The organism is Acinetobacter sp. SFA (genome assembly GCF_001647535.1).
Taxonomy (GTDB): Bacteria; Pseudomonadota; Gammaproteobacteria; order Pseudomonadales; family Moraxellaceae; genus Acinetobacter; species Acinetobacter pecorum.
In genome coordinates this window covers 86,922-107,627 of sequence record NZ_LSZI01000017.1, presented here as the reverse complement: position 1 = coordinate 107,627, position 20,706 = coordinate 86,922, and the positions used below count along the sequence as shown (strand labels likewise).

General features: G+C 45.2%; 18 protein-coding genes and 2 tRNA genes. 15 read left to right on the top strand and 5 right to left on the bottom strand.

Annotated features, from left to right (window positions below):
- Positions 1-8: 8 nt before the first annotated feature.
- From ftsL to AY607_RS08925, 4 genes are all read right to left on the bottom strand, one after another.
- Positions 9-341, bottom strand: a complete 333-nt coding sequence (ftsL, locus tag AY607_RS08940) for a cell division protein FtsL (protein WP_064094610.1) — start codon at positions 339-341, stop codon at positions 9-11.
- Positions 342-351: 10 nt separating this feature from the next.
- The gene (gene rsmH / locus AY607_RS08935; protein ID WP_064094611.1) at positions 352-1,263 is read right to left on the bottom strand and encodes a 16S rRNA (cytosine(1402)-N(4))-methyltransferase RsmH; all 912 of its coding nucleotides are present in this window, start codon (positions 1,261-1,263) and stop codon (positions 352-354) included.
- Positions 1,264-1,449: 186 nt separating this feature from the next.
- Positions 1,450-2,469 carry a sulfate ABC transporter substrate-binding protein gene (locus tag AY607_RS08930; protein WP_064094612.1) on the bottom strand — a complete coding sequence of 340 codons (1,020 nt, stop codon included), beginning with the start codon at positions 2,467-2,469 and terminating at the stop codon, positions 1,450-1,452.
- A 244-nt stretch (positions 2,470-2,713) separates the two neighbouring features.
- Positions 2,714-3,715, bottom strand: coding sequence for a sulfate ABC transporter substrate-binding protein (locus tag AY607_RS08925; RefSeq protein ID WP_064095167.1), 1,002 nt, complete (start codon positions 3,713-3,715; stop codon positions 2,714-2,716).
- A 394-nt stretch (positions 3,716-4,109) separates the two neighbouring features.
- On the opposite strand from AY607_RS08925, the gene AY607_RS08920 reads away from it, so the two are divergent.
- The 5 genes from AY607_RS08920 to AY607_RS08900 all read left to right on the top strand — a co-directional run bounded on the left by AY607_RS08920 (position 4,110) and on the right by AY607_RS08900 (position 6,800).
- The gene (locus AY607_RS08920) at positions 4,110-4,418 is read left to right on the top strand and encodes a hypothetical protein (protein WP_064094613.1); all 309 of its coding nucleotides are present in this window, start codon (positions 4,110-4,112) and stop codon (positions 4,416-4,418) included.
- Positions 4,419-4,545: 127 nt separating this feature from the next.
- Entirely contained in the window at positions 4,546-6,054 is a 1,509-nt protein-coding gene (gene gltX, locus AY607_RS08915) for a glutamate--tRNA ligase (RefSeq protein WP_064102370.1), read from the top strand.
- 57 nt (positions 6,055-6,111) lie between these two features.
- A tRNA-Ala gene (locus AY607_RS08910) sits at positions 6,112-6,187 on the top strand.
- Between the two features lie 38 nt (positions 6,188-6,225).
- Positions 6,226-6,301 (top strand) — tRNA-Glu (locus AY607_RS08905).
- A gap of 157 nt (positions 6,302-6,458) precedes the next feature.
- A complete protein-coding gene (locus AY607_RS08900; protein ID WP_064102369.1) occupies positions 6,459-6,800 on the top strand; it encodes a hypothetical protein in 342 nt (113 codons plus the stop codon).
- A gap of 76 nt (positions 6,801-6,876) precedes the next feature.
- Here the strand turns inward: AY607_RS08900 and ettA are convergent, their stop codons facing one another.
- Positions 6,877-8,538 carry an energy-dependent translational throttle protein EttA gene (gene ettA / locus AY607_RS08895; RefSeq protein WP_064094616.1) on the bottom strand — a complete coding sequence of 554 codons (1,662 nt, stop codon included), beginning with the start codon at positions 8,536-8,538 and terminating at the stop codon, positions 6,877-6,879.
- A 308-nt stretch (positions 8,539-8,846) separates the two neighbouring features.
- Here ettA and AY607_RS08890 point away from each other — a divergent pair, with 308 nt between their 5' ends.
- The 10 genes from AY607_RS08890 to AY607_RS08845 all read left to right on the top strand — a co-directional run bounded on the left by AY607_RS08890 (position 8,847) and on the right by AY607_RS08845 (position 20,695).
- On the top strand, positions 8,847-10,124 hold the full coding sequence (locus AY607_RS08890; RefSeq protein WP_064102368.1) for an O-acetylhomoserine aminocarboxypropyltransferase/cysteine synthase family protein: 1,278 nt from the start codon (positions 8,847-8,849) through the stop codon (positions 10,122-10,124).
- Positions 10,125-10,420: 296 nt separating this feature from the next.
- Positions 10,421-11,308, top strand: a complete 888-nt coding sequence (locus AY607_RS08885; RefSeq protein WP_064094618.1) for an SDR family NAD(P)-dependent oxidoreductase — start codon at positions 10,421-10,423, stop codon at positions 11,306-11,308.
- Positions 11,309-11,534: 226 nt separating this feature from the next.
- Positions 11,535-12,317, top strand: a complete 783-nt coding sequence (hisIE, locus tag AY607_RS08880; protein ID WP_064102367.1) for a bifunctional phosphoribosyl-AMP cyclohydrolase/phosphoribosyl-ATP diphosphatase HisIE — start codon at positions 11,535-11,537, stop codon at positions 12,315-12,317.
- A gap of 15 nt (positions 12,318-12,332) precedes the next feature.
- Positions 12,333-13,835 (top strand): UvrD-helicase domain-containing protein, encoded by a 1,503-nt coding sequence (locus AY607_RS08875; protein ID WP_064102425.1) that lies wholly within the window; start codon positions 12,333-12,335, stop codon positions 13,833-13,835.
- Positions 13,836-14,474: 639 nt separating this feature from the next.
- Positions 14,475-17,312: a monovalent cation/H+ antiporter subunit A gene (locus AY607_RS08870; protein WP_064094621.1), complete on the top strand. Its 2,838-nt coding sequence runs from the start codon at positions 14,475-14,477 to the stop codon at positions 17,310-17,312.
- Positions 17,313-17,316: 4 nt separating this feature from the next.
- Positions 17,317-17,682: a Na+/H+ antiporter subunit C gene (locus AY607_RS08865; protein ID WP_004281114.1), complete on the top strand. Its 366-nt coding sequence runs from the start codon at positions 17,317-17,319 to the stop codon at positions 17,680-17,682.
- Positions 17,682-19,490 carry a monovalent cation/H+ antiporter subunit D gene (locus AY607_RS08860; RefSeq protein ID WP_064094622.1) on the top strand — a complete coding sequence of 603 codons (1,809 nt, stop codon included), beginning with the start codon at positions 17,682-17,684 and terminating at the stop codon, positions 19,488-19,490. The genes AY607_RS08865 and AY607_RS08860 overlap by 1 nt, the downstream gene beginning before the upstream one ends.
- Positions 19,490-20,008 carry a Na+/H+ antiporter subunit E gene (locus tag AY607_RS08855; protein WP_064094623.1) on the top strand — a complete coding sequence of 173 codons (519 nt, stop codon included), beginning with the start codon at positions 19,490-19,492 and terminating at the stop codon, positions 20,006-20,008. Before AY607_RS08860 ends, AY607_RS08855 begins: the two co-directional genes overlap by 1 nt.
- Positions 20,005-20,280 carry a monovalent cation/H+ antiporter subunit F gene (locus AY607_RS08850; RefSeq protein WP_064094624.1) on the top strand — a complete coding sequence of 92 codons (276 nt, stop codon included), beginning with the start codon at positions 20,005-20,007 and terminating at the stop codon, positions 20,278-20,280. Before AY607_RS08855 ends, AY607_RS08850 begins: the two co-directional genes overlap by 4 nt.
- Positions 20,281-20,290: 10 nt before the next feature.
- Positions 20,291-20,695, top strand: coding sequence for a Na+/H+ antiporter subunit G (locus AY607_RS08845; RefSeq protein WP_064094625.1), 405 nt, complete (start codon positions 20,291-20,293; stop codon positions 20,693-20,695).
- Positions 20,696-20,706 lie beyond the last annotated feature (11 nt).

The window sequence follows — 20,706 nt, the reverse complement described above, 5'->3', positions numbered from 1 at the left end:
CGCTAGCCTTATTTTTTCTCATCTGAAGTTTGTGGTAAGGAAATCACCACACTCTGTGAAACCGGAGGGGAATACATACGCAACTGTGTCACTGCACGCGTACCGATCTGTGCCGTCGCGCCAAAAGTTTGCTGTTCAATCAGCAAACGGCCCCACTCCGCATTGAGATCATCGCGCTCACGCAGATAAGTACTTAGCTTTCTGTTGTCCTGACGGTATTCAAACACCTGAAATACCACAAATACCGCACTGACAAAGACCATCAGTATCAGCATGAGATAAATTGCAACTTTTTTCAGCCACAATTTTTCTGTTTTTTTATCAACCACTTCCGTTCTCATGATCTGCCTATTAAGCTAAACGTTCTGCTACCCGGAGCCATGCGCTACGTGAACGGGGATTGGCTTTAACCTCCTCCTCACTGGCTTTAACACGAGCAACTTTCTTCAAACGTCGCGTATCTTTCTGTTGTTGTGGCATTCCCCAGCCTGAATCCTCTTCAAGCGTTGACTCTTTTTGAATAAATTGTTTAATCAAGCGGTCTTCCAGTGAATGGAAACTAATCACCGCCAAACGCCCTTGCGGCTTCAAGATTTCTACCGCCTGAGGCAAGAAGATTTCAATATCTTCTAATTCCTTATTAATAGCAATACGAATCGCCTGGAAAGTACGGGTCGCAGCATGCTTGTTTTTTTCCCATTTCGGGTGCGCTACTTTTACAATCTCGGCCAGCTTGGCTGTGGTATCAATATATCCGGCAGCCTTAATGGCCTTGGCAATACGGCGACTATAACGCTCTTCACCATATTTAAAAATGATATTCGCCAGTGCTTCTTCTTCAATCTGGGTCAGCCATTCTGCTGCCGTTGGACCTTGCGAGTTGTCCATACGCATATCCAGCGGGCCATCTTTCATAAAACTGAAGCCACGTTCAGCCTGATCCAGCTGCGGTGAAGAAACACCCAGATCCGCCATTACCCCATCAACTTGTTCAATGCCCAACTCAGCCAATGCCTCTTTCAGATCAGCAAAGCTGGCATGGATAATTTTAAAACGTGAATCTTCTTGTTCGAGTTCGGCCGCCACCGCCAGTGCCTGTGGGTCTTTATCAAAGGCATAAACACGTGCATGTTCATCTAATTTAGACAATAATAAACGCGTATGTCCACCACGGCCAAAGGTTCCATCCACATAAGTTCCCGTATTGCGATCCGCCAACAAGGCATCAATCGTTTCGTGAAGTAATACAGAAATATGTGACATAAAAACTCAATCAGTAGGGGGAAAAATTTAACTGCACATTATCACCCTGTTTGAGCAAAGCTCCAAACGACTTTTTGTAGATAAATATTACTTTCCATAGAGAAAACCGTTTTAGCATTTTCTGCCACAAAAAAAGCCTCCAGTTCAGGAGGCTTTTTTTATCAGCAAGATGACTTCGCAGATCAATTAACGCTTGCTGTTATAAATCTGGTCGAAAATTGCACCATTGGCAAAATGGGTTTTCTGTGCATTGGCCCAACCACCAAAGACCTCATCAATCGTGAAGGTTTTGATTTTCGGGAACTGTGCCGAGTATTTCGCTAATACTTTTTCATTACGTGGACGATAGAAATGCTTAGCTGCCATTTCCTGACCCAATGGTGAATACAGGTAATTGATATAACCCGTTGCTAACCATTTATTGCCATTTTTGTCTACGGTACGATCTACAATGGCTACTGAGGGTTCAGTCAAAATGGTAATCGATGGATAAACGATATCAAACTTGTCTTTACCCAAGGTTTTCTGCGTGACCAAGGCTTCATTTTCCCAGGTCAGTAATACATCGCCAATACCACGCTCGGCAAAGGTGGTCATTGAAGCACGTGCAGCAGAATCCATTACTTTGACGTTCTTATAAAGCTTGCCGACAAAGTCCTGCGCCTTGGCTTTGTTACCACCCGGCTGTTTCTCGGCATAACCCCATGCAGACAGATACACCCAACGCGGCAAACCACCCGTTTTCGGGTTCGGGGTAATAATTTGCACCCCTGGCTTGGTCAAATCTTTCCAGTCCTTGATGCCTTTCGGGTTGCCCTTGCGGACCATGAATACAATCGTCGAGGTATAAGGTGCCGAGTTATGAGGAAATTCCTTTTGCCAGCCTGGCTGAATCTGACCAGATTTCACAATTTCTTCAATGTCATTGGCCAGCGCCAAAGTCACCACATCACCTTTCAAACCATCGACCACAGAACGTGCCTGTTTGCCCGAACCGCCATGTGACTGCTTGAAATTCACATCCAGACCAGTCCGGTTTTTCCAGTAAGCGCCGAATGATTTGTTAAATTCGTCGTAGAACTCGCGTGTGGCATCATAAGACACATTCAGAAATTGACGGTCTGCGGCTTGAGCGGCAGTTGCAGTCATGCCTAAACCGACCACCAATAAGGCAGCACTAAACAACGATTTGAATTGAGTTTTCATAGTAACAGGGAGTTTATCTTCATTGGTTATAACTATATGAAATAAAATCATTTATCGCAATTCACCCGCTACTGGTGCAACACGATAGAATGAAAGGTTTTTCTTGATTAGTATTTTGTTTTTAAAAGAAAAAGTTAATTATTATTCTACTTATCTCTAATATATAGAATTTTATGCATTAGATATAAAGAAAATGGATAATAACTTGACCATTTTCTTTATCTCATTCTAAACCGCTGTTTAGCTATCTTTTTTCATTATAAATCTGATCATAAATCGCCCCATTGATAAAATGCGTTTTTTGCGCTTTGGCCCAGCCGCCAAAGACTTTATCAATGGTGAAGGTCTGGATGTTCGGGAATTGGGCTGAATATTTAACAGCGACTTTGGCGTCCCGCGGACGGAAGAAATATTTCGCAGCCAGCTCCTGTCCTTTCGGTGAATATAAATAGTTTAAATAGCCTTTTGCCAGATGGGCCGTGCCATTTTTATTCACGTTTTTATCGACAATTGCCACCGATGGCTCGGCCAGAATTGAAATCGATGGATAGACGATGTCGTACTTGTCTTTACCCAAGCCTTGTGTTGCCAGCAAGGCTTCATTTTCCCAGGATAAAAGCACATCCCCGATACCGCGCTCGGCAAAAGTGGTCAGCGAACCACGCGCACCGGAGTCGAGTACTTTGACATTGCTATAGAGCTTTTTCACCAGCTCTTTGGCCTTAGCATCATTACCGCCAGGTTGTTTCAGTGCATAACCCCAAGCAGACAGGTAGATCCAGCGCGGTGCACCCCCGGTTTTGGGATTTGGGGTAATAATTTCTACGCCCGGTTTGGTTAGATCATTCCAGTCTTGAATTTGCTTTGGATTACTTTTACGTACTAGAAATACGATCGTAGAAGTATAAGGTGCCGAATTGCTCGGAAACTCTTTTTGCCAGCCTTTCTCGATTAAACCTGCTTTGACAATTTCTTCGATATCATTGGCCAATGCCAAGGTCACCACATCGGCCTGCAAACCGTCGACCACTGAACGTGCCTGCTTGCCTGAACCGCCATGTGATTGCTTAAAATTAACCGTCTGTCCGGTTTTCTGCTTCCAGAACTTGCCAAATTCTTCGTTATACTCCTGATAAAATTCCCGGGTCGGGTCATAAGACACATTCAGGAAATCTTTGGCGATGGAATTCTGTACTGCTGTTCCTGCTATAATTGTCAAGATTGCTGATGCTATTATTCTTTTCATCATATGTAACTCATTGTTTATATGATCTGCACTATACAAATCAAAAATAAACCTAACAATCATATGCTTATAATAATATTTATAATCTATTTCTGATTTTGAGATATCTCCTAACAATTAAATCCGGATACATATTTCGCCATAAAATTAATCTTCTGCTACAATATAAGACAGTTCTTCACGTTGTCTTCACAGTTTTCTGTTAAAAATAGGCCACTAAAACAGGAAATTACGTTTTTTTAGTAATTTTCCACAGAGTTATATAATTTCTTTTGTAAAAAATGTGACTTGGTTCTACTTCTTTATGAACAACTGTGATTAAATTGTAGACAGAGTATTAAAAAAACATTTTTAACAAAATAAAACCAACCAGAAGTAAGGAGGAAGTTTGGATATGAAATTTAAATTGTTCACAACCAGCATCCTAAGCCTGATTATGTTGTTTTCGATTCAGCTCGGTCATGCCGTGGTTGTGAAGTCAGACTTGCCTAAACCTAAAACAGTAGTAAGCACCGCTGAAAACAAGACATCGCCGATTGAAAAAGCGATTCAGCAACAAAAAAGCGAAAAAACACTTCATACAGAAGATAATTTAAAAGTCTTAACTGCTCTTAAAATTGCACCCTCGCAAAATTTCTTGGCAGCACAGAATTATCGTTTTACCCGCTTCGTACAAAGTATTTTTTCGAGCGATCACTCTTAATCAGTACCAAAAGAGCTGAATACGTACAGATTTAAAAGCCACATTACTCAATGTTGAATAAAGCATTAAGTGATGTGGCTTTTTCGCTATAATAGTTACAATTTTATATTCAAGATTAGATCCGGCTATGACTGTTCGTACTCGTATTGCACCTTCTCCTACTGGTTTTCCGCATGTAGGGACTGCCTATATCGCCCTGTTTAACTTATGTTTTGCTAAACAGCACAGTGGTGAATTCATTCTTCGTATCGAAGATACCGACCAACTCCGCTCAACGCCTGAATCTGAGAAAATGATCCTGGATTCATTGCGCTGGTTGGGCTTAAACTGGTCAGAAGGTCCTGATGTAGGTGGTCCACATGCGCCTTACCGTCAGTCCGAACGTATGGATATCTATAAGCAATATGCACTTGAACTGGTAGAAAAAGGACATGCTTTCTACTGTTTCGCAACTGCAGAAGAACTCGATCAGATGCGTTCAGAACAGCAGGCACGTGGTGAAACGCCTCGTTATGACGGTCGCGGTCTACAACTTTCACAAGAAGAAGTTGAGCGCCGTTTGGCCGCTGGCGAACCACATGTGATTCGCATGAAAGTCCCAACTGAAGGCGTATGTAAATTTAATGACATGCTGCGTGGCGAAGTGGAAATTCCATGGGCGCAAGTAGACATGCAGATTCTGCTGAAAACCGATGGCCTCCCAACCTACCACTTAGCAAATGTGGTGGATGACCATTTAATGCAAATCACCCACGTGATTCGTGGTGAAGAATGGATTCCATCTGCACCGAAACATCAGCTTCTTTACCAATATTTCGGCTGGGAAATGCCTGTGCTGTGCCACATGCCACTTTTACGTAACCCGGATAAATCTAAATTATCTAAACGTAAGAACCCAACATCAATCAACTACTACAAAGATATCGGCGTACTGCCTGAAGCCCTGTTGAACTACTTGGGTCGTATGGGTTGGTCAATGCCAGATGAACGTGAAAAATTCACTTTGGCAGAAATGATTGAGCATTTTGATATTAAACGTGTCTCTTTGGGCGGCCCAATCTTTGATGTAGAGAAATTGAACTGGTTAAATGGTCAATGGATCAAGGCACTCAGCCCGGCTGAATTACTTGACACCTTATTGGCCTGGAAAGCAGACCGCGCAAAACTGGAAGAAATTGCAGCTGCGATTCAACCGCGTATTAACCTGCTGTCTGAAGCGGTGAACTGGTCGGCACATTACTTCAACCACTTCCCGACCCTGAGCAAAGAACAGTTTGTAAGCAAAAAACTGTCTGAAGAGCAAGTGCGTCAGAGCCTGCAATTTGCGATCTGGCGTCTGGAAAGTCTGTTCACCTGGAACAATGACACAGTGAGCCAGACCATGATGGACTTGGCTGCACAAATGGAAATCAAGTTACGTGACTTCATGCCTGCGTTCTTTATTGCCATTGCCGGTTCGACAGCCTCTACCCCAGTCATGCAGACGATGGTCACCATTGGTCCGGATTTAACCTTTGCACGTTTACGTCATGCACTGGAAATTGTCGGCGGCCCGAGCAAAAAAGAGCTAAAAGTCTGGGAAAAGCTCAATGAAAGCTTAAAATTGCCGAAAAATGAAGCAGTTGATCAAGCTTAATTAATTTTTTTATTGACGTGTGAGTATGATATCCCTAATATAGCGCTCACACAGGCTGGGGTCATAGCTCAGTTGGTAGAGCGCTACAATGGCATTGTAGAGGTCAGGAGTTCGATCCTCCTTGACTCCACCAAATCAAGTCTTGCTTTAGCTGTGTAATTTGCCTCAATTGTCCCTATCGTCTAGAGGCCTAGGACATCGCCCTTTCACGGCGGTAACCGGGGTTCGAATCCCCGTAGGGACGCCATATTCAAGATGACCATAATATATTATGGTGATCTTATAAAAAACCCAAGCATTGCGACTTGGGTTTTTTATTGCCTGTATATTTTATGTTGGGCAATATTTCGGTTTCTTCGCATCTTCCGATAAAATAATCAGTAATTTAGAATTTTGGAGTTGTAATGCAATATCGTTGCCCTAAGTGTCAAAGCCCGAAAATCATGCCGGTGGCCCAGCCAGGTCAAGCAGCTCCACGCCCCGTGGTTCCTAAAAGCCTAATGTTTCTGGTACCCGCCCTGTTCCTTTTGTTATTGCTGGTGATTATTAGCATTGCGATGTGGATTTTTGGCGATGGTGCAGGTACGACTTTACAGACTGCAACTGTGATCGTCTTTATTCTTTCTTTGATCGCAGGCTTTATGTTCTATAAGGACTTACCTGATTTTAAAATTTCAATGCAGGCATTTATGCAAACACAAAAGAAATGGAAATGCCGTGAATGCAATCATGAGTGGGAAGTCTAATTTACCCTTCAGCATGCAATAAGTATAAAAAAAACCAGCCCTGAGGCTGGTTTTTTATTTACAAAATTTAGGGTTATTAAGCACCGATTTTGCGATATTTTTGACGCTTCGTTACTAAGTCATCACCATCACGTTTACGGCGATATGCTTCGAATTCAGCATAGTTACCGGTGAAGAATTCAGGTGTTTCACCTTCGAATGACAAGATATGTGTTGCAATACGGTCCAGGAACCAACGGTCATGCGAGATCACCATGACTGTACCCGGGAATACAAGAATTGCATCCTCAAGTGCACGTAAAGTTTCGATATCCAAGTCGTTTGATGGTTCATCCAGCAAGATCACGTTAGCGCCCATTTGCAGGATTTTCGCAAGTTGTAAACGGTTACGCTCACCACCAGACAATTGACCTACGCGTTTTTGCTGATCCTGACCTTTAAAGTTAAAACGACCGATATATGCACGTGATGCGATTTCGTATTCGCCAATCTTCAAGATATCCAAACCACCAGAAACTTCTTCCCAGACGGTTTTGTTGTTATCTAAGGTGTCACGGATCTGACCGACATACGCTACTTTCACTGATTCACCCAGTGTTACCGTACCGGTATCAGGTTGCAGTTCGCCCGTCATCATACGGAACAGTGTGGTTTTACCTGCACCGTTTTCACCCACGATACCCACAATTGCGGCAGGTGGTACCGTGAATGTTAAATCTTTGTACAGTAAACGATCACCAAACGATTTGCTGATGCCTTCAACTTCTACAACCTTGTTGCCCAGACGTGGACCAGGTGGAATGTAGATTTCAGAAGTTTCGTTACGCTGCTGGAATTCGCGTGAGTTAAGCTCTTCAAAACGCTCCATACGCGCTTTGTTTTTCTTTTGCTGGCCTTTGGCATTCGAACGAACCCATTCAAGTTCTTTTTTCAACGCCTTAGCAAAAGATTCTTCTTGCTTGTTCTCTTGCTCTAAACGGGCATTTTTCTGCTCAAGCCAAGAAGAATAGTTACCTTGATATGGAATACCCATACCACGGTCAAGCTCAAGAATCCATTCAGCCACGTTATCCAGGAAGTAACGGTCATGCGTAATGGCTACGATGGTACCCGGGAAGTCTTTCAGGAAACGTTCCAACCAAGCCACAGATGAAGCATCCAAATGGTTCGTCGGTTCGTCTAGAAGTAACATGTCCGGCTTAGACAGAAGTAAACGGCACAGTGCCACACGACGGCGTTCACCACCTGAAAGCTTAGATACATCTGCATCCCAAGCTGGCAGGTTCAATGCCGCAGCAGCCTGATCCATCTGGTTCGCAAGGTTATGCGCATCCCAGGTCTGGATAATTGCTTCAAGCTTTTCTTGTTCTTTCGCAAGTGCATCGAAATCCGCATCTTCTGCTGCATATTCAGCAAAGACTTCATCCAGACGCGCTAAAGCATCAAGCGGTTCACGTAAACCATCTTCGACATTTCCACGAACGTCTTTGGTTTCATCTAAAGGTGGTTCTTGCTCAAGATAACCGATTTTAATACCCGGCTGTGCACGCGCTTCACCAGAGAAATCTTTATCTACGCCCGCCATAATACGAAGCAAGGTAGATTTACCTGCACCGTTTAAACCAAGCACACCAATTTTAGCGCCTGGGAAAAATGATAAGGAGATGTCTTTCAGGATTTCGCGCTTAGGCGGAACCATCTTCGACACTCGGTTCATCGTGTAAATATATTGGGCCACGTAGGACTCCTCAACTGAAAAACCAAATAGGGTTAGAACAACGACCCCAGCTCAAAAATGAGCGAAAAAATAATCGGCTATTATACGCAGAAAGCAGCAAAAACATAAGCCATTGCCATGAACTTGCATGCATTGTTACAAGTTTATTGCTGATGTTTTTTTAAACAACCGTTTTCAGTAAAATAACCGGATTAAATCCAGACTGGTATATGAATATTTCATATATTCATTTCAATAAAATTGCACTTTTACTTATATGTAAAAATGCTACACTCAAGCCATAAGCTTAAACAAGAAGATCAAACAGAATGAGTTATAAAGCAGAAACTTTAGCGATTCACGCAGGCTATACCCCCGAAGCAACCACTAAAGCAGTGGCTGTACCAATTTATCAAACCACATCTTATGCCTTTGACAATACACAACATGGGGCCGATTTGTTTGATTTAAAGGTACAGGGAAATATCTATACCCGGATTATGAACCCGACCACTGCAGTACTTGAACAACGTGTAGCAGCGCTCGAGGGTGGAATTGGTGCACTAGCTTTGGCCTCTGGCATGGCTGCGATTACCTATGCAATTCAGACCATTGCTGAAGCTGGGGACAATATTGCTTCGGTATCGACGCTTTACGGAGGTACCTATAATCTTTTTGCCCACACCCTGCCCAAACAAGGTATTGAAGTCCGTTTCTTTGATTATGAAAAACCGGAAAGTCTGCATGACCTGATTGATGAAAAAACCAAACTGGTTTTTGTGGAATCGATTGGTAACCCGCTGGGTAATATTATTGATCTGGAAGAAATCTCTAAAATTGCGCACGAATATGGCGTGCCGGTCATTGTCGACAATACTGTTGCCACCCCAGTACTTCAAAAATCTTTCGATTTCGGTGCAGATATTATCGTGCATTCCCTGACCAAATATATCGGTGGTCATGGCAATTCCATTGGCGGCATCATTGTGGATAGCGGCAAATTCCCGTGGGGTAAATATCCTGAACGCTTCCCTGCCCTCAATACACCAGATCCAAGTTACCACGGCGTGAACTATGTTGAAGTTTTGGGGGAAGCAGCATATATCGCACGTGCGCGTGTAGTGCCGCTGCGTAATACCGGCGCTGCGATTAGTCCACAAAATGTGTTTCTGATTCTGCAAGGTCTGGAAACCTTAAGCCTGCGAATGGAACGTCATACCGAAAACGCACTGAAAGTCGCTGAATATCTGCAAAAACATCCTAAAGTGAAATGGGTCAATTACGCTGGCCTGAAAGATCATCCACAGCATGCCTTGGCACAGAAATATGTGAAAGGTAAACCGTCTGCCATTCTGACTTTCGGAGTGCAGCATGGCCTTGAAGGGGGCACACGTTTTATTGATGCCCTGCAACTGTTCACCCGTCTGGTCAATATCGGTGATGCCAAAAGTCTGGCCTGTCATCCTGCCACCACCACCCATCGTCAGCTGAATGCTGAAGAACTGAAATCTGCCGGTGTCAGTGAAGATATGGTACGACTTTCCATTGGAATTGAGCATATTGACGACCTGATTGCCGATCTGGAACAGGCATTGGCCGCCGTTTAAAGCAGTGCTTAGAACTGACCCGAAACCTCATCATTTCTGATGAGGTTTTTTATTTATTTTCTAAAACAGCCACTTGCTTTGCTTTTTATTTTCATGATAAAAGTTAAATGAAATAGCGAACACAAATAGAGCAATTACTCTAATTTTTATTTTAATTTCAATAATTTAATGTATAGATTTTCCTGAAGAATTAGTTATCATATCCATACTCACCTTCGCTCTCGTCTTCTGTTAGAGCGCCATAGACCTTTAATAAAAATAATTTGAACGCAGACTTCAAATTAGGGATAACAAACGTGAAAACTAGACTACTCAAACAACTGGAAAAGTGTGTTGCAGGTAAAACCGTGCTGATTACTGGTGCATCCAGCGGTATTGGCCTAACCACAGCACATCAATTGGCCGATGCAGGTGCCCATGTTTTACTGGTAGCCCGTACTCAAGAAACCCTAGAACAAGTAAAATCAGAAATTGAAGCAAAAGGCGGTAAAGCCTCGATATTTCCATGTGATTTAAACAATATGGAAGCGATTGACGAAGTCTCCAAGCAGATCATTGCTTCAGTCGACCATATTGATATCCTGATTAATAATGCGGGTCGTTCGATTCGCCGTGCCGTACATGAATCGGTAGATCGTTTCCATGATTTCGAACGTACCATGCAGCTGAATTATTTTGGTGCGGTGCGTCTGGTCATGAATATCCTGCCACAAATGATGATTCGCCGCGCGGGTCATATCATCAATATCAGTTCAATTGGCGTGTTGGCCAATGCGACCCGCTTTTCAGCCTATGTAGCATCAAAAGCTGCGCTGGATGCCTTTAGCCGCTGCCTGTCTGCTGAAGTACATGCGCATAAAATTGCAATCACCTCGGTTTATATGCCTTTAGTGCGTACCCCGATGATTGCACCGACCAAAATCTATAAATATGTTCCAACGCTTTCTCCAGAACAGGCAGCCGACCTGATTGCCTATGCAATCATGAAGCGCCCGAAGAAAGTCGCGACCGGTTTGGGCCGTCTGGCATCCATTACCTATTCCATTGCGCCAGATATCAACAATGTCTTGATGTCCATTGGTTTCAACCTGTTCCCAAGTTCAAGTGCATCTGTGGGCCAACCACAAAAATTGAACTTGGTGCAGAAAGCATATGCGCGTCTGTTCCCGGGCGAACACTGGTAATTTTTCATACGGATAATTGAATCGCAATACGAGCCGCCAACTAGGCGGCTTTTCTCTGTCTCATTTTTGCAAGATCTGAAATAAAGTGGACGGATTTAAAAAACCACGACACAGCCTGTCCTGATCAACACAGATTTTTGCCGCAAATGCTGCGAGATCACGTACACTATCAGCGGATATTTCCTATCCGTATTTTTATATTTTGATTGAAATGATGGAAACCCTTATGAACAATGTGCAATGGCTCGATGAAGTAAAATTTAACGAACAAGGATTAGTCCCTGCCATTGCCCAGCATCATCAAACTGGACGTGTGTTGATGGTGGCCTGGATGAACCGTGAAGCATTGGCTTTAACTGCCGAAAAAAATCAGGCAGTGTATTTCTCCCGTTCACGCAACAAATTATGGCATAAGGGTGAAGAATCAGGACATTTTCAAACTGTACATGAAATCCGTCTGGACTGTGATGCCGACGTGATTGTGCTGCAAATTGAACAGCATGGTGGCATTGCCTGCCATACTGGCCGTGAATCATGCTTCTATCGCAAGCTCACGCCAAATGGCTGGGAAACTGTCGATGCACAGCTGAAAGACCCGTCTGCAATTTATGGCGAAAAATCTACGAATCCGCATACGCTGGCGATGGAAGCATCAACCGCCCAATCTGAACAGGTCGAAGTCTTGTCTTATCTGGGACAAATGATGGCAGAACGCAAACAGGCCAATCCAGATTCCTCTTATGTAGCCAAGCTCTACCATAAAGGCCTGAACAAGATTCTGGAAAAAGTGGGTGAAGAAAGCTTTGAAACTGTGCTGGCAGCCAAAGACTTTGATCAGGATGCTTCGGCAGACCATAAAAATGATCTGATCTATGAAGTGGCAGATCTTTGGTTCCATACCATCGTCATGCTCGGTTATTTCGACCTAGATGTGCAATTGGTATTAAATGAACTGGCACGTCGCCAAGGCTTGTCTGGTCTGGTTGAAAAAGCCAACCGTCAGCATTAAGCCTTGAATTCATCTGTGTCTGATTTAAAAAAACCGACCGCGACCTATGAGCAGGCGACTGCTATTGATAACGCACGTCTGGGCAAATCCTTTAAGGTGATTGCCTATGCAGGTACAGGTAAAACGACTACCCTGCAAATGATCAGTGATGCCATGCCGCAAAGACGTGGCATGTATCTGGCCTTTAACAAAGCCATTGCCAGTGAAGCGCAGGCCAAGTTCCACCGGGGTGTGGATTGCCGGACTTTTCACTCGCTGGCATTTCGCAGTGTTCCACGTGGAGTGACCGACAAGCTGCGTCTGCCACGCTTGAGTCCGAGTTTTATTGCCAAAGAGTACCGGCTTGAACCGATGACCATGCGCCGCATGATGGGCGGACGCTATGAGAAATATGTCTTGATGCCATCAAGACTGGCAAGCTTGGTCGCCAATGCGGTCGGCTATTTCTGTTCGACCAGTTCGCAGTATCCTGCCCCGCGGCATATTCAGGCGCCAAGCTGGCTACATCCGGATGATATCGAGACCTTGCAGCAGAAGCTTTATCCGGCAGTCGAACGGCGCTGGCTAGAGTCGATTGATCCAAATCATCAGGCCGGCATTGGTCATGACATTTACCTGAAACTCTGGGCACTGTCTGAGCCGAATATTCCGGCCGATTATGTGCTATTCGATGAAGCTCAGGATGCCGATCCCTTAATGCTGGGAATTCTACTGAAACAGCGCAGCACCCAAGTGATTTATGTCGGAGATGCGCATCAGCAGATCTATGCCTGGCGCGGTGCAGTCAATGCCATGCAGCAACTGCCTCTGCCTGAATCACGTCTGACCACCTCATTTCGTTTTGGTCCTGAAATTGCCCTGAATGCCAATGCCATTTTAGGTGCCCTCAATGAGACTGTGCCTTTGCTGGGCAATCCGTTGTTAGATTCTAAAGTCGTGAATAAACCGCATACCAAAATGCGTGATGCAATTTTATGTCGGACCAATGCCCGGGCCATGGAATTGCTACTGGCCGGACTGGTACGCGGTGACAAAGTCAGCCTGCAGGCCGATCATGTCAAACTGAATCGCTTTGTCGATGCGGCTGCTATACTAAAACAGGGCAAGCGTGTGGTTGATGTGCCGGAACTGGCCTGGTTTAACTCCTGGCATGATGTCCATGAATACTGTGAAACCAATGAAGGCAGTGACATCAAGCCACTGGTCAAACTGGTGGACGAGCATGGCACCGATCCGCTGAAAAAAGCCCTGGCTAAAATTACCCCGATTGCCCAGGCTGACTATATTATTTCCACGGCGCACAAAGCCAAAGGTCTGGAGTGGGATCGGGTTCATATTGAAGATGACTATCAATTCAAGCTGAATGAAAAAGACCATAAAATTAGTGATGAAGAATTAAGATTACTTTATGTGGCCTGTACCCGTGCCAAAGTGAGTTTAAATATTCATCACATTTATGACCTGATTCAGCAACTGAAAATCAAAATGCCGCAGTCGCTCCGCCAGGCAGCCGGTTAAGATGTAAATATAGATGTGAACAACATGGGACTAAAGTAACGTCCATCGAAGTACTTTATTCATGATAATTACTCTGTTTAGCAAAAATAGCCTGGCCATTTTCCAGTCTGCTTAAGCTCATGAAACAGATTTAGGTAGGTATCTGGTAGCCATTAGAAAATGTTTATATAGATAAAACTCCCCGAAAACTCAAAAATAACCAAGTACATTTTGGGGACCTGATATAGAGAGGCTTGAAAAGAAAAATATCAAGTCAGGCAGTTTCCCCAGCATAAGAAACCCTGTTTTTATTTATATTTACAATCAATGGCTGAGATCTAATCTTAATTTTCGGTCACTTCTGGATGATCTGTTTAAGCATCCCTCTGCGGTTAAAACCAAGCTCACGTATAATTTATAAGTTCCACATAAAAACGTTGATGTTGTTGTTATCCTGTAATATGATCGGATTTATTTGCGAATTTCATTGTAAAATCGGAATTTGCTATCGTTCATAAGTTGCGCAATACAACTGTTTTATATTCTTTTTGAATATTCTTTTGGCTTTCAAGATTGAGAAGTTTGGATCGCTCCTTGTGATCCTGTAGTCCTTGGAAGATAAAGATTCACCCTAGGTTGGTCACAGCCTAAATCACGACAATGGATACGAGTGTGCTGCCGATTATTATATTGTTACCGTTAGTATTAGGCACAACCCTTGTCTCGTGGCTGAAGCAATTTTCGCGCGAGGTAACGGCTTTAGGGGCAATTGGTGTCAGCCTCAGCAGTTTCTTATTATTATTGAGTCAGGCGCCTGCCATATTTGATGGCGCAGTGATTACCCAGACCTGGTCCTGGCTGCCGCAGCTGGGTATTGATTTCAGTTTTCGTCTGGATTCCCTGGGACTGCTGTTTGCCCTGCTGATCAGCGGGATTGGTACGCTGATTTATATTTATGCCTATTATTATCTGAATCCCAAAAATTCGCTGAGCAAGCTGTATCTTCTGCTGATGCTGTTTATGGCAGCTATGCTCGGGATTTCATTGTCAAATAACCTGATTCTTTTATTGGTTTTCTGGGAATTGACCAGTATTTCATCTTTCCTGCTAGTGGGTTACTGGAGCAATTACGAAGCTGCGCAACGTGGCTCACGTATGGCTCTGACCATTACTGGACTGGGTGGTCTGGCCATGCTGGGTGGTTTTATCCTGCTTGGTCAAATCACTGGTACCTACCAGATTGATCAAATCCTTACGATGACCGAACAGATTCAGTCACATGCTTTATTTGTACCGGCTCTCTTGCTGATTTTACTCGGTGCTTTTACCAAAAGTGCGCAGTTTCCCTTCCATTTCTGGTTACCGAATGCCATGGCTGCGCCGACACCTGTCTCGGCCTATTTACACTCGGCCACTATGGTCAAAGCCGGTTTATTTCTGGTCGCACGCTTGCTACCGATCTTCGTCGGTGCTGCACTGTTTCATAATATTGTAACCTTTGTCGGTCTGTTTACCCTATGTATGGCCGCTTTTTTTGCCATTTTCAAGGAAGACCTGAAGGGCTTACTCGCCTATTCAACCATCAGCCATTTAGGCCTGATCATGTGTCTGCTTGGGATCGGTTCTCCTCTGGCGGTTGCAGCTGCAATTTTTCATATTATTAACCATGCCACCTTTAAAGCGGCCCTGTTTATGATTGCCGGAATTATCGACCATGAATCGGGCACACGTGACTTGCGCAAACTGTCAGGCTTATGGCAACTGCTACCCTATACCGCTACCCTGACCATGATTACGGCGGCGGCTATGGCAGGTGTGCCACTGACCAATGGCTTCCTGTCCAAGGAAATGTTCTTTACCGAACTGGTCGCGAACTTGAGTGGTCCGGTCATGGTCGTTTCAGCCATTGTCGCAACACTGGCCGGGATTTTTGCAGTCGCCTATTCTACTCGACTGGTGCATGGGGTATTTTTCGATGGTCCGCTAGGCAAGCAGGTTCCGAATAAAGATGCACATGAACCTCCGTTTGGCATGCGTGCACCCGCAACCTTATTGGCAATCTTGTGTATTTTGGTGGGTATATTCCCGGCACTTCTGGTTGAAAAAATTGTAAACAGCTCCACCCGGGCATCGACTCAGGATTTTGCTTTTGAAGGCACTCATCTGGCACTATGGCATGGCTTCAACCTGCCGCTGCTGATGAGCGTGATAGCCCTCGTTGGCGGAGTCATCTTCTATTTTTCTCTTGCCAAAGGTGGTACCTTACGCGAAATCGACCTGGATCCAAAACTGGGCCGCTTGCAGGGCCGGGTATTGTTCGAACTGTTTTTGAAAAATCTGCTGCTGAATTCACGCCGTTTCCGCCGTGCCACTGAAAATGGCAAATTACAAAGCTATTTATTGTGGATCGTGATTTTTACTGTCGCACTGGTCAGTTTCCCACTGGTGAACAATGCGGTGGGCACGGGTACACGTGAACTGACCCACGCCCCTGCTCTGGCGATTATCTTGTGGTTACTCCTGTTTTCTGCCTGCTGGATGCTGCTGTGGTTCCATCATGAGCGGATTAAAGCTGTACTGATTAGCGGTGCAGTCGGTCTGGTCGTCACCATGGTTTTTATCGGTTTCTCGGCACCCGATCTGGCATTGACCCAGATTACGGTCGATGTGGTCACCACGGTTCTGCTACTGATGAGTTTATCTTTACTGCCTCAGTTAACACCGTATGAATCGAGTCCGACCCGTCGCTGGCGTGATGCCATTATTGCAATAGGTGGCGGTCTTGGAATAGCAGCTATTGCCTGGCTGATCATGACCCGTGATCATAATTCCATTTCATGGTTCTTCCTGCAACAGTCGATTCCACTGGGCGGCGGCACCAATGTGGTGAATGTGATTCTGGTCGACTTCCGTGGTTTCGATACCTTTGGCGAAATTACCGTACTTGGAATTGCCGCGATTGGTGTACTTAGCCTGATGGATGGAATGCGTGCCCATGGCGCCACCATCACCCAGGGTCTGACCTATCGTTTTAATCCTTCACCCCTGATGTTACGTATTACTGCATCATGGATCTTGCCTGTAGCACTGGTGGTCAGCCTGTACATCTTTATGCGTGGCCATAATTTGCCAGGCGGTGGATTTATTGCAGGCTTGGTCACCTCACTGGCACTTATTATTCAATATATCGCAGTGGGGCAGGATAAAACCGAACAGTTGCTGGGGGCCAAATCTGGCCGTCTCTATGAAATCTGGATTGGAGTCGGCTTAACCATTGCCGGTTTGACCGGTGTCGCGGCCTGGTTCTGGTCACGTCCATTCCTGACCAGTGCACATATCTATGTCTCTCCGCCAATGATTGGAGAAATGCATTTGGCTTCGGCTGCGCTGTTTGATGTTGGCGTTTATGTCACTGTTGTGGGTGCAACGATGCTGATGATTTCAGTCTTAGGCGATTCACGTCACTCAAGCATGACTGGCCCTGTACCAAGAGGATAATAGAATGATCAGTTTAGAATTTTTATTAGCCTCTGCGATTGGCCTGCTGACGGCCACAGGCATTTATCTGATCCTGCGTGCCCGTACCTTCCCGGTAGTGTTGGGTCTCGCCATGATTGGTTATGCAGTCAACCTGTTTTTATTTGCCATGGGCCGAATTCAGATGAATTCGCCTGCAGTATTGACTGAAGCCTCGAAAGTGACCGATCCCCTTCCTCAGGCACTGGTGCTGACAGCCATCGTGATTGGCTTTGCCACCACTGCCTTTATTGTCCAACTGGCATTGCGTAGCCGCTACGAATCAGGAACAGACCACGTTGACTCCAAAGAAGAAATACCAAATCTTGACCCGCGCGAGGATGAGCCTTAATGACTGATCTTCTCAATTTCTGGAATCAACATACCCCTATTTTCAGTATTCTTTTACCGGCCTTTACCGCTTTTGTCCTGGTTCTTTTAGGCAACCCGGGTTCAGGCTCTCTGGTGACGGACTGGCGTCAGCCTTGGCGTCGGGGTATCAGCTATGTCTCGAGTATCTTGGGCCTGATCATTGCTGTCAGCTATTTAGTAGACAGTAGTCAGGGTCAGATCAATGTTTATACGCTGGGCGAATGGGTCGCACCTTTTGGTATTGTACTGGTTCTCGATCAGCTCTCTGCGATGATGCTGGTTTTGACCTATGCCCTTGCAGTGCCGGTGCTCTGGTATGCCAGTAAAGAATGGGATATGCGTGGGCGTTATTTCCATGCCATGGTGCATTTCCTGCTCATGGGTTTGACCGGTGCCTTCCTGACCGGTGACCTGTTTAACCTGTTCGTGTTTTTTGAAATCTTGTTGATGGCATCCTATGTACTACTGCTACATGGACAAGGCAAGGCCCGTTTCCAGCTGGGAATCCACTACGTCACCATTAATCTGTTTGCTTCTGCCCTATTCCTGATTGGACTCGGGATGATTTATGGCAGTGTCGGCAGTCTGAATATGGCAGATGTGGCCCGCTTGATGCCTACCCTCGCTGAAGATCAGCACAAGCTGGCGGTTGCTGGTGGATTAATGCTGTTTGTCGTGTTCGGAATTAAAGCGGCGATGCTACCGCTTGGCTTCTGGTTACCCAAAACCTATGCCGTAGCCACCACACCTGTGGCAGCACTCTTTACCATCATGACCAAAGTCGGGGTGTATGCAATTTTACGGATTAATGGAACTGTTTTTGATGATGAATACAGCCACCAGATCCTGATGAATTGCCTGCTGGTGATTGGTCTGATTACGTCGGTTTATGGCGTGATTTGCGCAATCGGCACAGAACGTCTGCGCCGTTTTATCGGCTTTATGGTGCTGTCTTCAGTCGGAACAATTCTGGTAGCAATCGGCATGAATACAACTGCAGCCTGGGCCGGTGCATTGTATTATATGGTGCACAGTACCCTGATTGGCGCAGCCTTTTATATCCTGTCAGGCTGGATTACCTCACAGCGCGGCGAATTTAAGGATCACTTTAAAATCGCGCCACTGATGAAACAGAACAAGCTGGTTTCGATTGTCTATTTCATCATTGCCTTGATGATGGCCGGCCTGCCACCGTTTAGTGGTTTCTTCGGTAAAGTCTTTATTTTGCAGGCTTCTGCCAATTCAGACTATCAGATGATTATTATCCTGACCATTTTATTGGTAAGCTTCCTCAGTATTCTGGCCTTTACCCGGGTTGGTTTCGTGCTGTTCTGGCGTTCGACCAGACCTGAGGATGACCTTAATTCTGAAGATTTTCACAAATACGAAGCCCTACCAAGTAAGGCACCCGCACGTAATGATCGTGTAATCTATCTATTGCTTGCTGGCCTGACTGCCTATGTGGTGTTTGCCGGACCGATCTATCAATATAATTATCAGACTGCGGAACAGATTAAAAATAATCCGGTTTATGAAGCTGCCTTGTTAAAACGCGATGCAGAAGGCCAGTTTATTAGTGTGCAACCTTTTGATCCAAGCTATTTACCTGAAACCAAGTACGGTGGTGAGACAGTCGATCCGAATGCACATCTGGTTCCTTATACAATTTCGGAAGCCACGCTGGAAGGTGAAAATATTTCTGAATTCAAGCAACGCCAGATTGATCAGCAGTATGTTGAACAAAACAGATATGATGATAATCAACTTAAACCGGTGGAGGGACCTTAATGGCTGTATCATTCCTGCAACGTTGGTTCCCGCATCCGCTGGTTTCTGTAATCGTTGGGCTAAGCTGGATTCTGCTGGCACATAATCTGGAAGCTGGAACATTGCTTTTCGCGCTGGTTCTGGCGATTGTCATTCCAAAAATGGTTGCACCTTTTATTGACTATACCCCGAATATCCAGTGGGCTCCTGCCCTGCGCCTGTTCTTTGTCGTGGTTTGGGATATTGTAGTAGCCAATATTAAAGTCGCAAAACTGGTACTTGGTCCAACCAAGAACCTGCATCCGAAATGGTTTCGCGTACCTTTGGAAACCGAGCATGAGGAAGTCAATGCCTTGCTGGCAATGATCATTACCACAACGCCCGGTACAGTATCTGCAGGCATTGATCAGGATCGTGGTGATATTCTGGTTCATGCCTTAAGCACAGAGGATGAAGCAGCAGAAATCGAAACGATCAAACAGCGCTACGAACAGCCTCTGATTGAAATTTTCAGCGCACAGACAGGAGAAAAAGCATGACTATTCTGCCTTATGCATTAATGATTTGCCTGGGTGCTATCACTGTCTCGATGTTACTCTGCCTGATCCGGCTCATCACTGGCCCTTCTATCGTTGACCGGCTCTTGGCACTCGACACCCTGTTCCTGAATGCCACCTGTCTGATTGTCATTTTAGGGATTTACTGGAGTAGCAGCTTCCTGTTTGAAGGGGCCTTACTGGTTGCGATGCTTGGCTTTGTTTCGACTGCAGCCTTGGCACGTTATTTCACCACTGGCCATGTGATCGACTAGGAGTTTTTAAATGTCCTTAATTTTAGAAATACTGGTGTCGATTTTTTTATTGATTGGTGCTTTCTTTATGTTGGTCGGCGGGATCGGTATGGTCCGTCTGCCCGATCTGTTTATGCGTCTGCACGCCCCGACCAAATCCAGTACTTTGGGCCTGGGCAGCTTTTTGATGGCCTCAATTCTGTTCTCGGCCATATATGGCCGTTTCGGTTTTGCTGAAGTGCTCATTACCCTGTTCGCCTTCATTACCGCACCGGTATCTGCCAATCTGATGGCACAGGCTGCATTGCATTTGCGTTTACGCTCTTTGAGTGGCGAGGTTCCGGAAACGCTGGAACGCCCTCTGCCTTGGCAGCGCTCACGTCGCCGTGCTTTTTATGAGAAAAAAATGAACCATAAAGATGATGATCTCACTTAATCCAGACTATT

Coding starts and splice junctions, on each gene's coding strand:
- ftsL (WP_064094610.1), bottom strand. CDS start 341: ATGAGAACGGAAGTGGTTGATAAAAAAACAGAAAAATTGTGGCTGAAA.
- rsmH (WP_064094611.1), bottom strand. CDS start 1,263: ATGTCACATATTTCTGTATTACTTCACGAAACGATTGATGCCTTGTTG.
- AY607_RS08860 (WP_064094622.1), top strand. CDS start 17,682: ATGACTGATCTTCTCAATTTCTGGAATCAACATACCCCTATTTTCAGT.
- AY607_RS08850 (WP_064094624.1), top strand. CDS start 20,005: ATGACTATTCTGCCTTATGCATTAATGATTTGCCTGGGTGCTATCACT.
- AY607_RS08870 (WP_064094621.1), top strand. CDS start 14,475: ATGGATACGAGTGTGCTGCCGATTATTATATTGTTACCGTTAGTATTA.
- gltX (WP_064102370.1), top strand. CDS start 4,546: ATGACTGTTCGTACTCGTATTGCACCTTCTCCTACTGGTTTTCCGCAT.
- hisIE (WP_064102367.1), top strand. CDS start 11,535: ATGAACAATGTGCAATGGCTCGATGAAGTAAAATTTAACGAACAAGGA.
- AY607_RS08930 (WP_064094612.1), bottom strand. CDS start 2,469: ATGAAAACTCAATTCAAATCGTTGTTTAGTGCTGCCTTATTGGTGGTC.
- AY607_RS08920 (WP_064094613.1), top strand. CDS start 4,110: ATGAAATTTAAATTGTTCACAACCAGCATCCTAAGCCTGATTATGTTG.
- AY607_RS08925 (WP_064095167.1), bottom strand. CDS start 3,715: ATGAAAAGAATAATAGCATCAGCAATCTTGACAATTATAGCAGGAACA.
- AY607_RS08855 (WP_064094623.1), top strand. CDS start 19,490: ATGGCTGTATCATTCCTGCAACGTTGGTTCCCGCATCCGCTGGTTTCT.
- AY607_RS08865 (WP_004281114.1), top strand. CDS start 17,317: ATGATCAGTTTAGAATTTTTATTAGCCTCTGCGATTGGCCTGCTGACG.
- AY607_RS08845 (WP_064094625.1), top strand. CDS start 20,291: ATGTCCTTAATTTTAGAAATACTGGTGTCGATTTTTTTATTGATTGGT.
- AY607_RS08890 (WP_064102368.1), top strand. CDS start 8,847: ATGAGTTATAAAGCAGAAACTTTAGCGATTCACGCAGGCTATACCCCC.
- AY607_RS08900 (WP_064102369.1), top strand. CDS start 6,459: ATGCAATATCGTTGCCCTAAGTGTCAAAGCCCGAAAATCATGCCGGTG.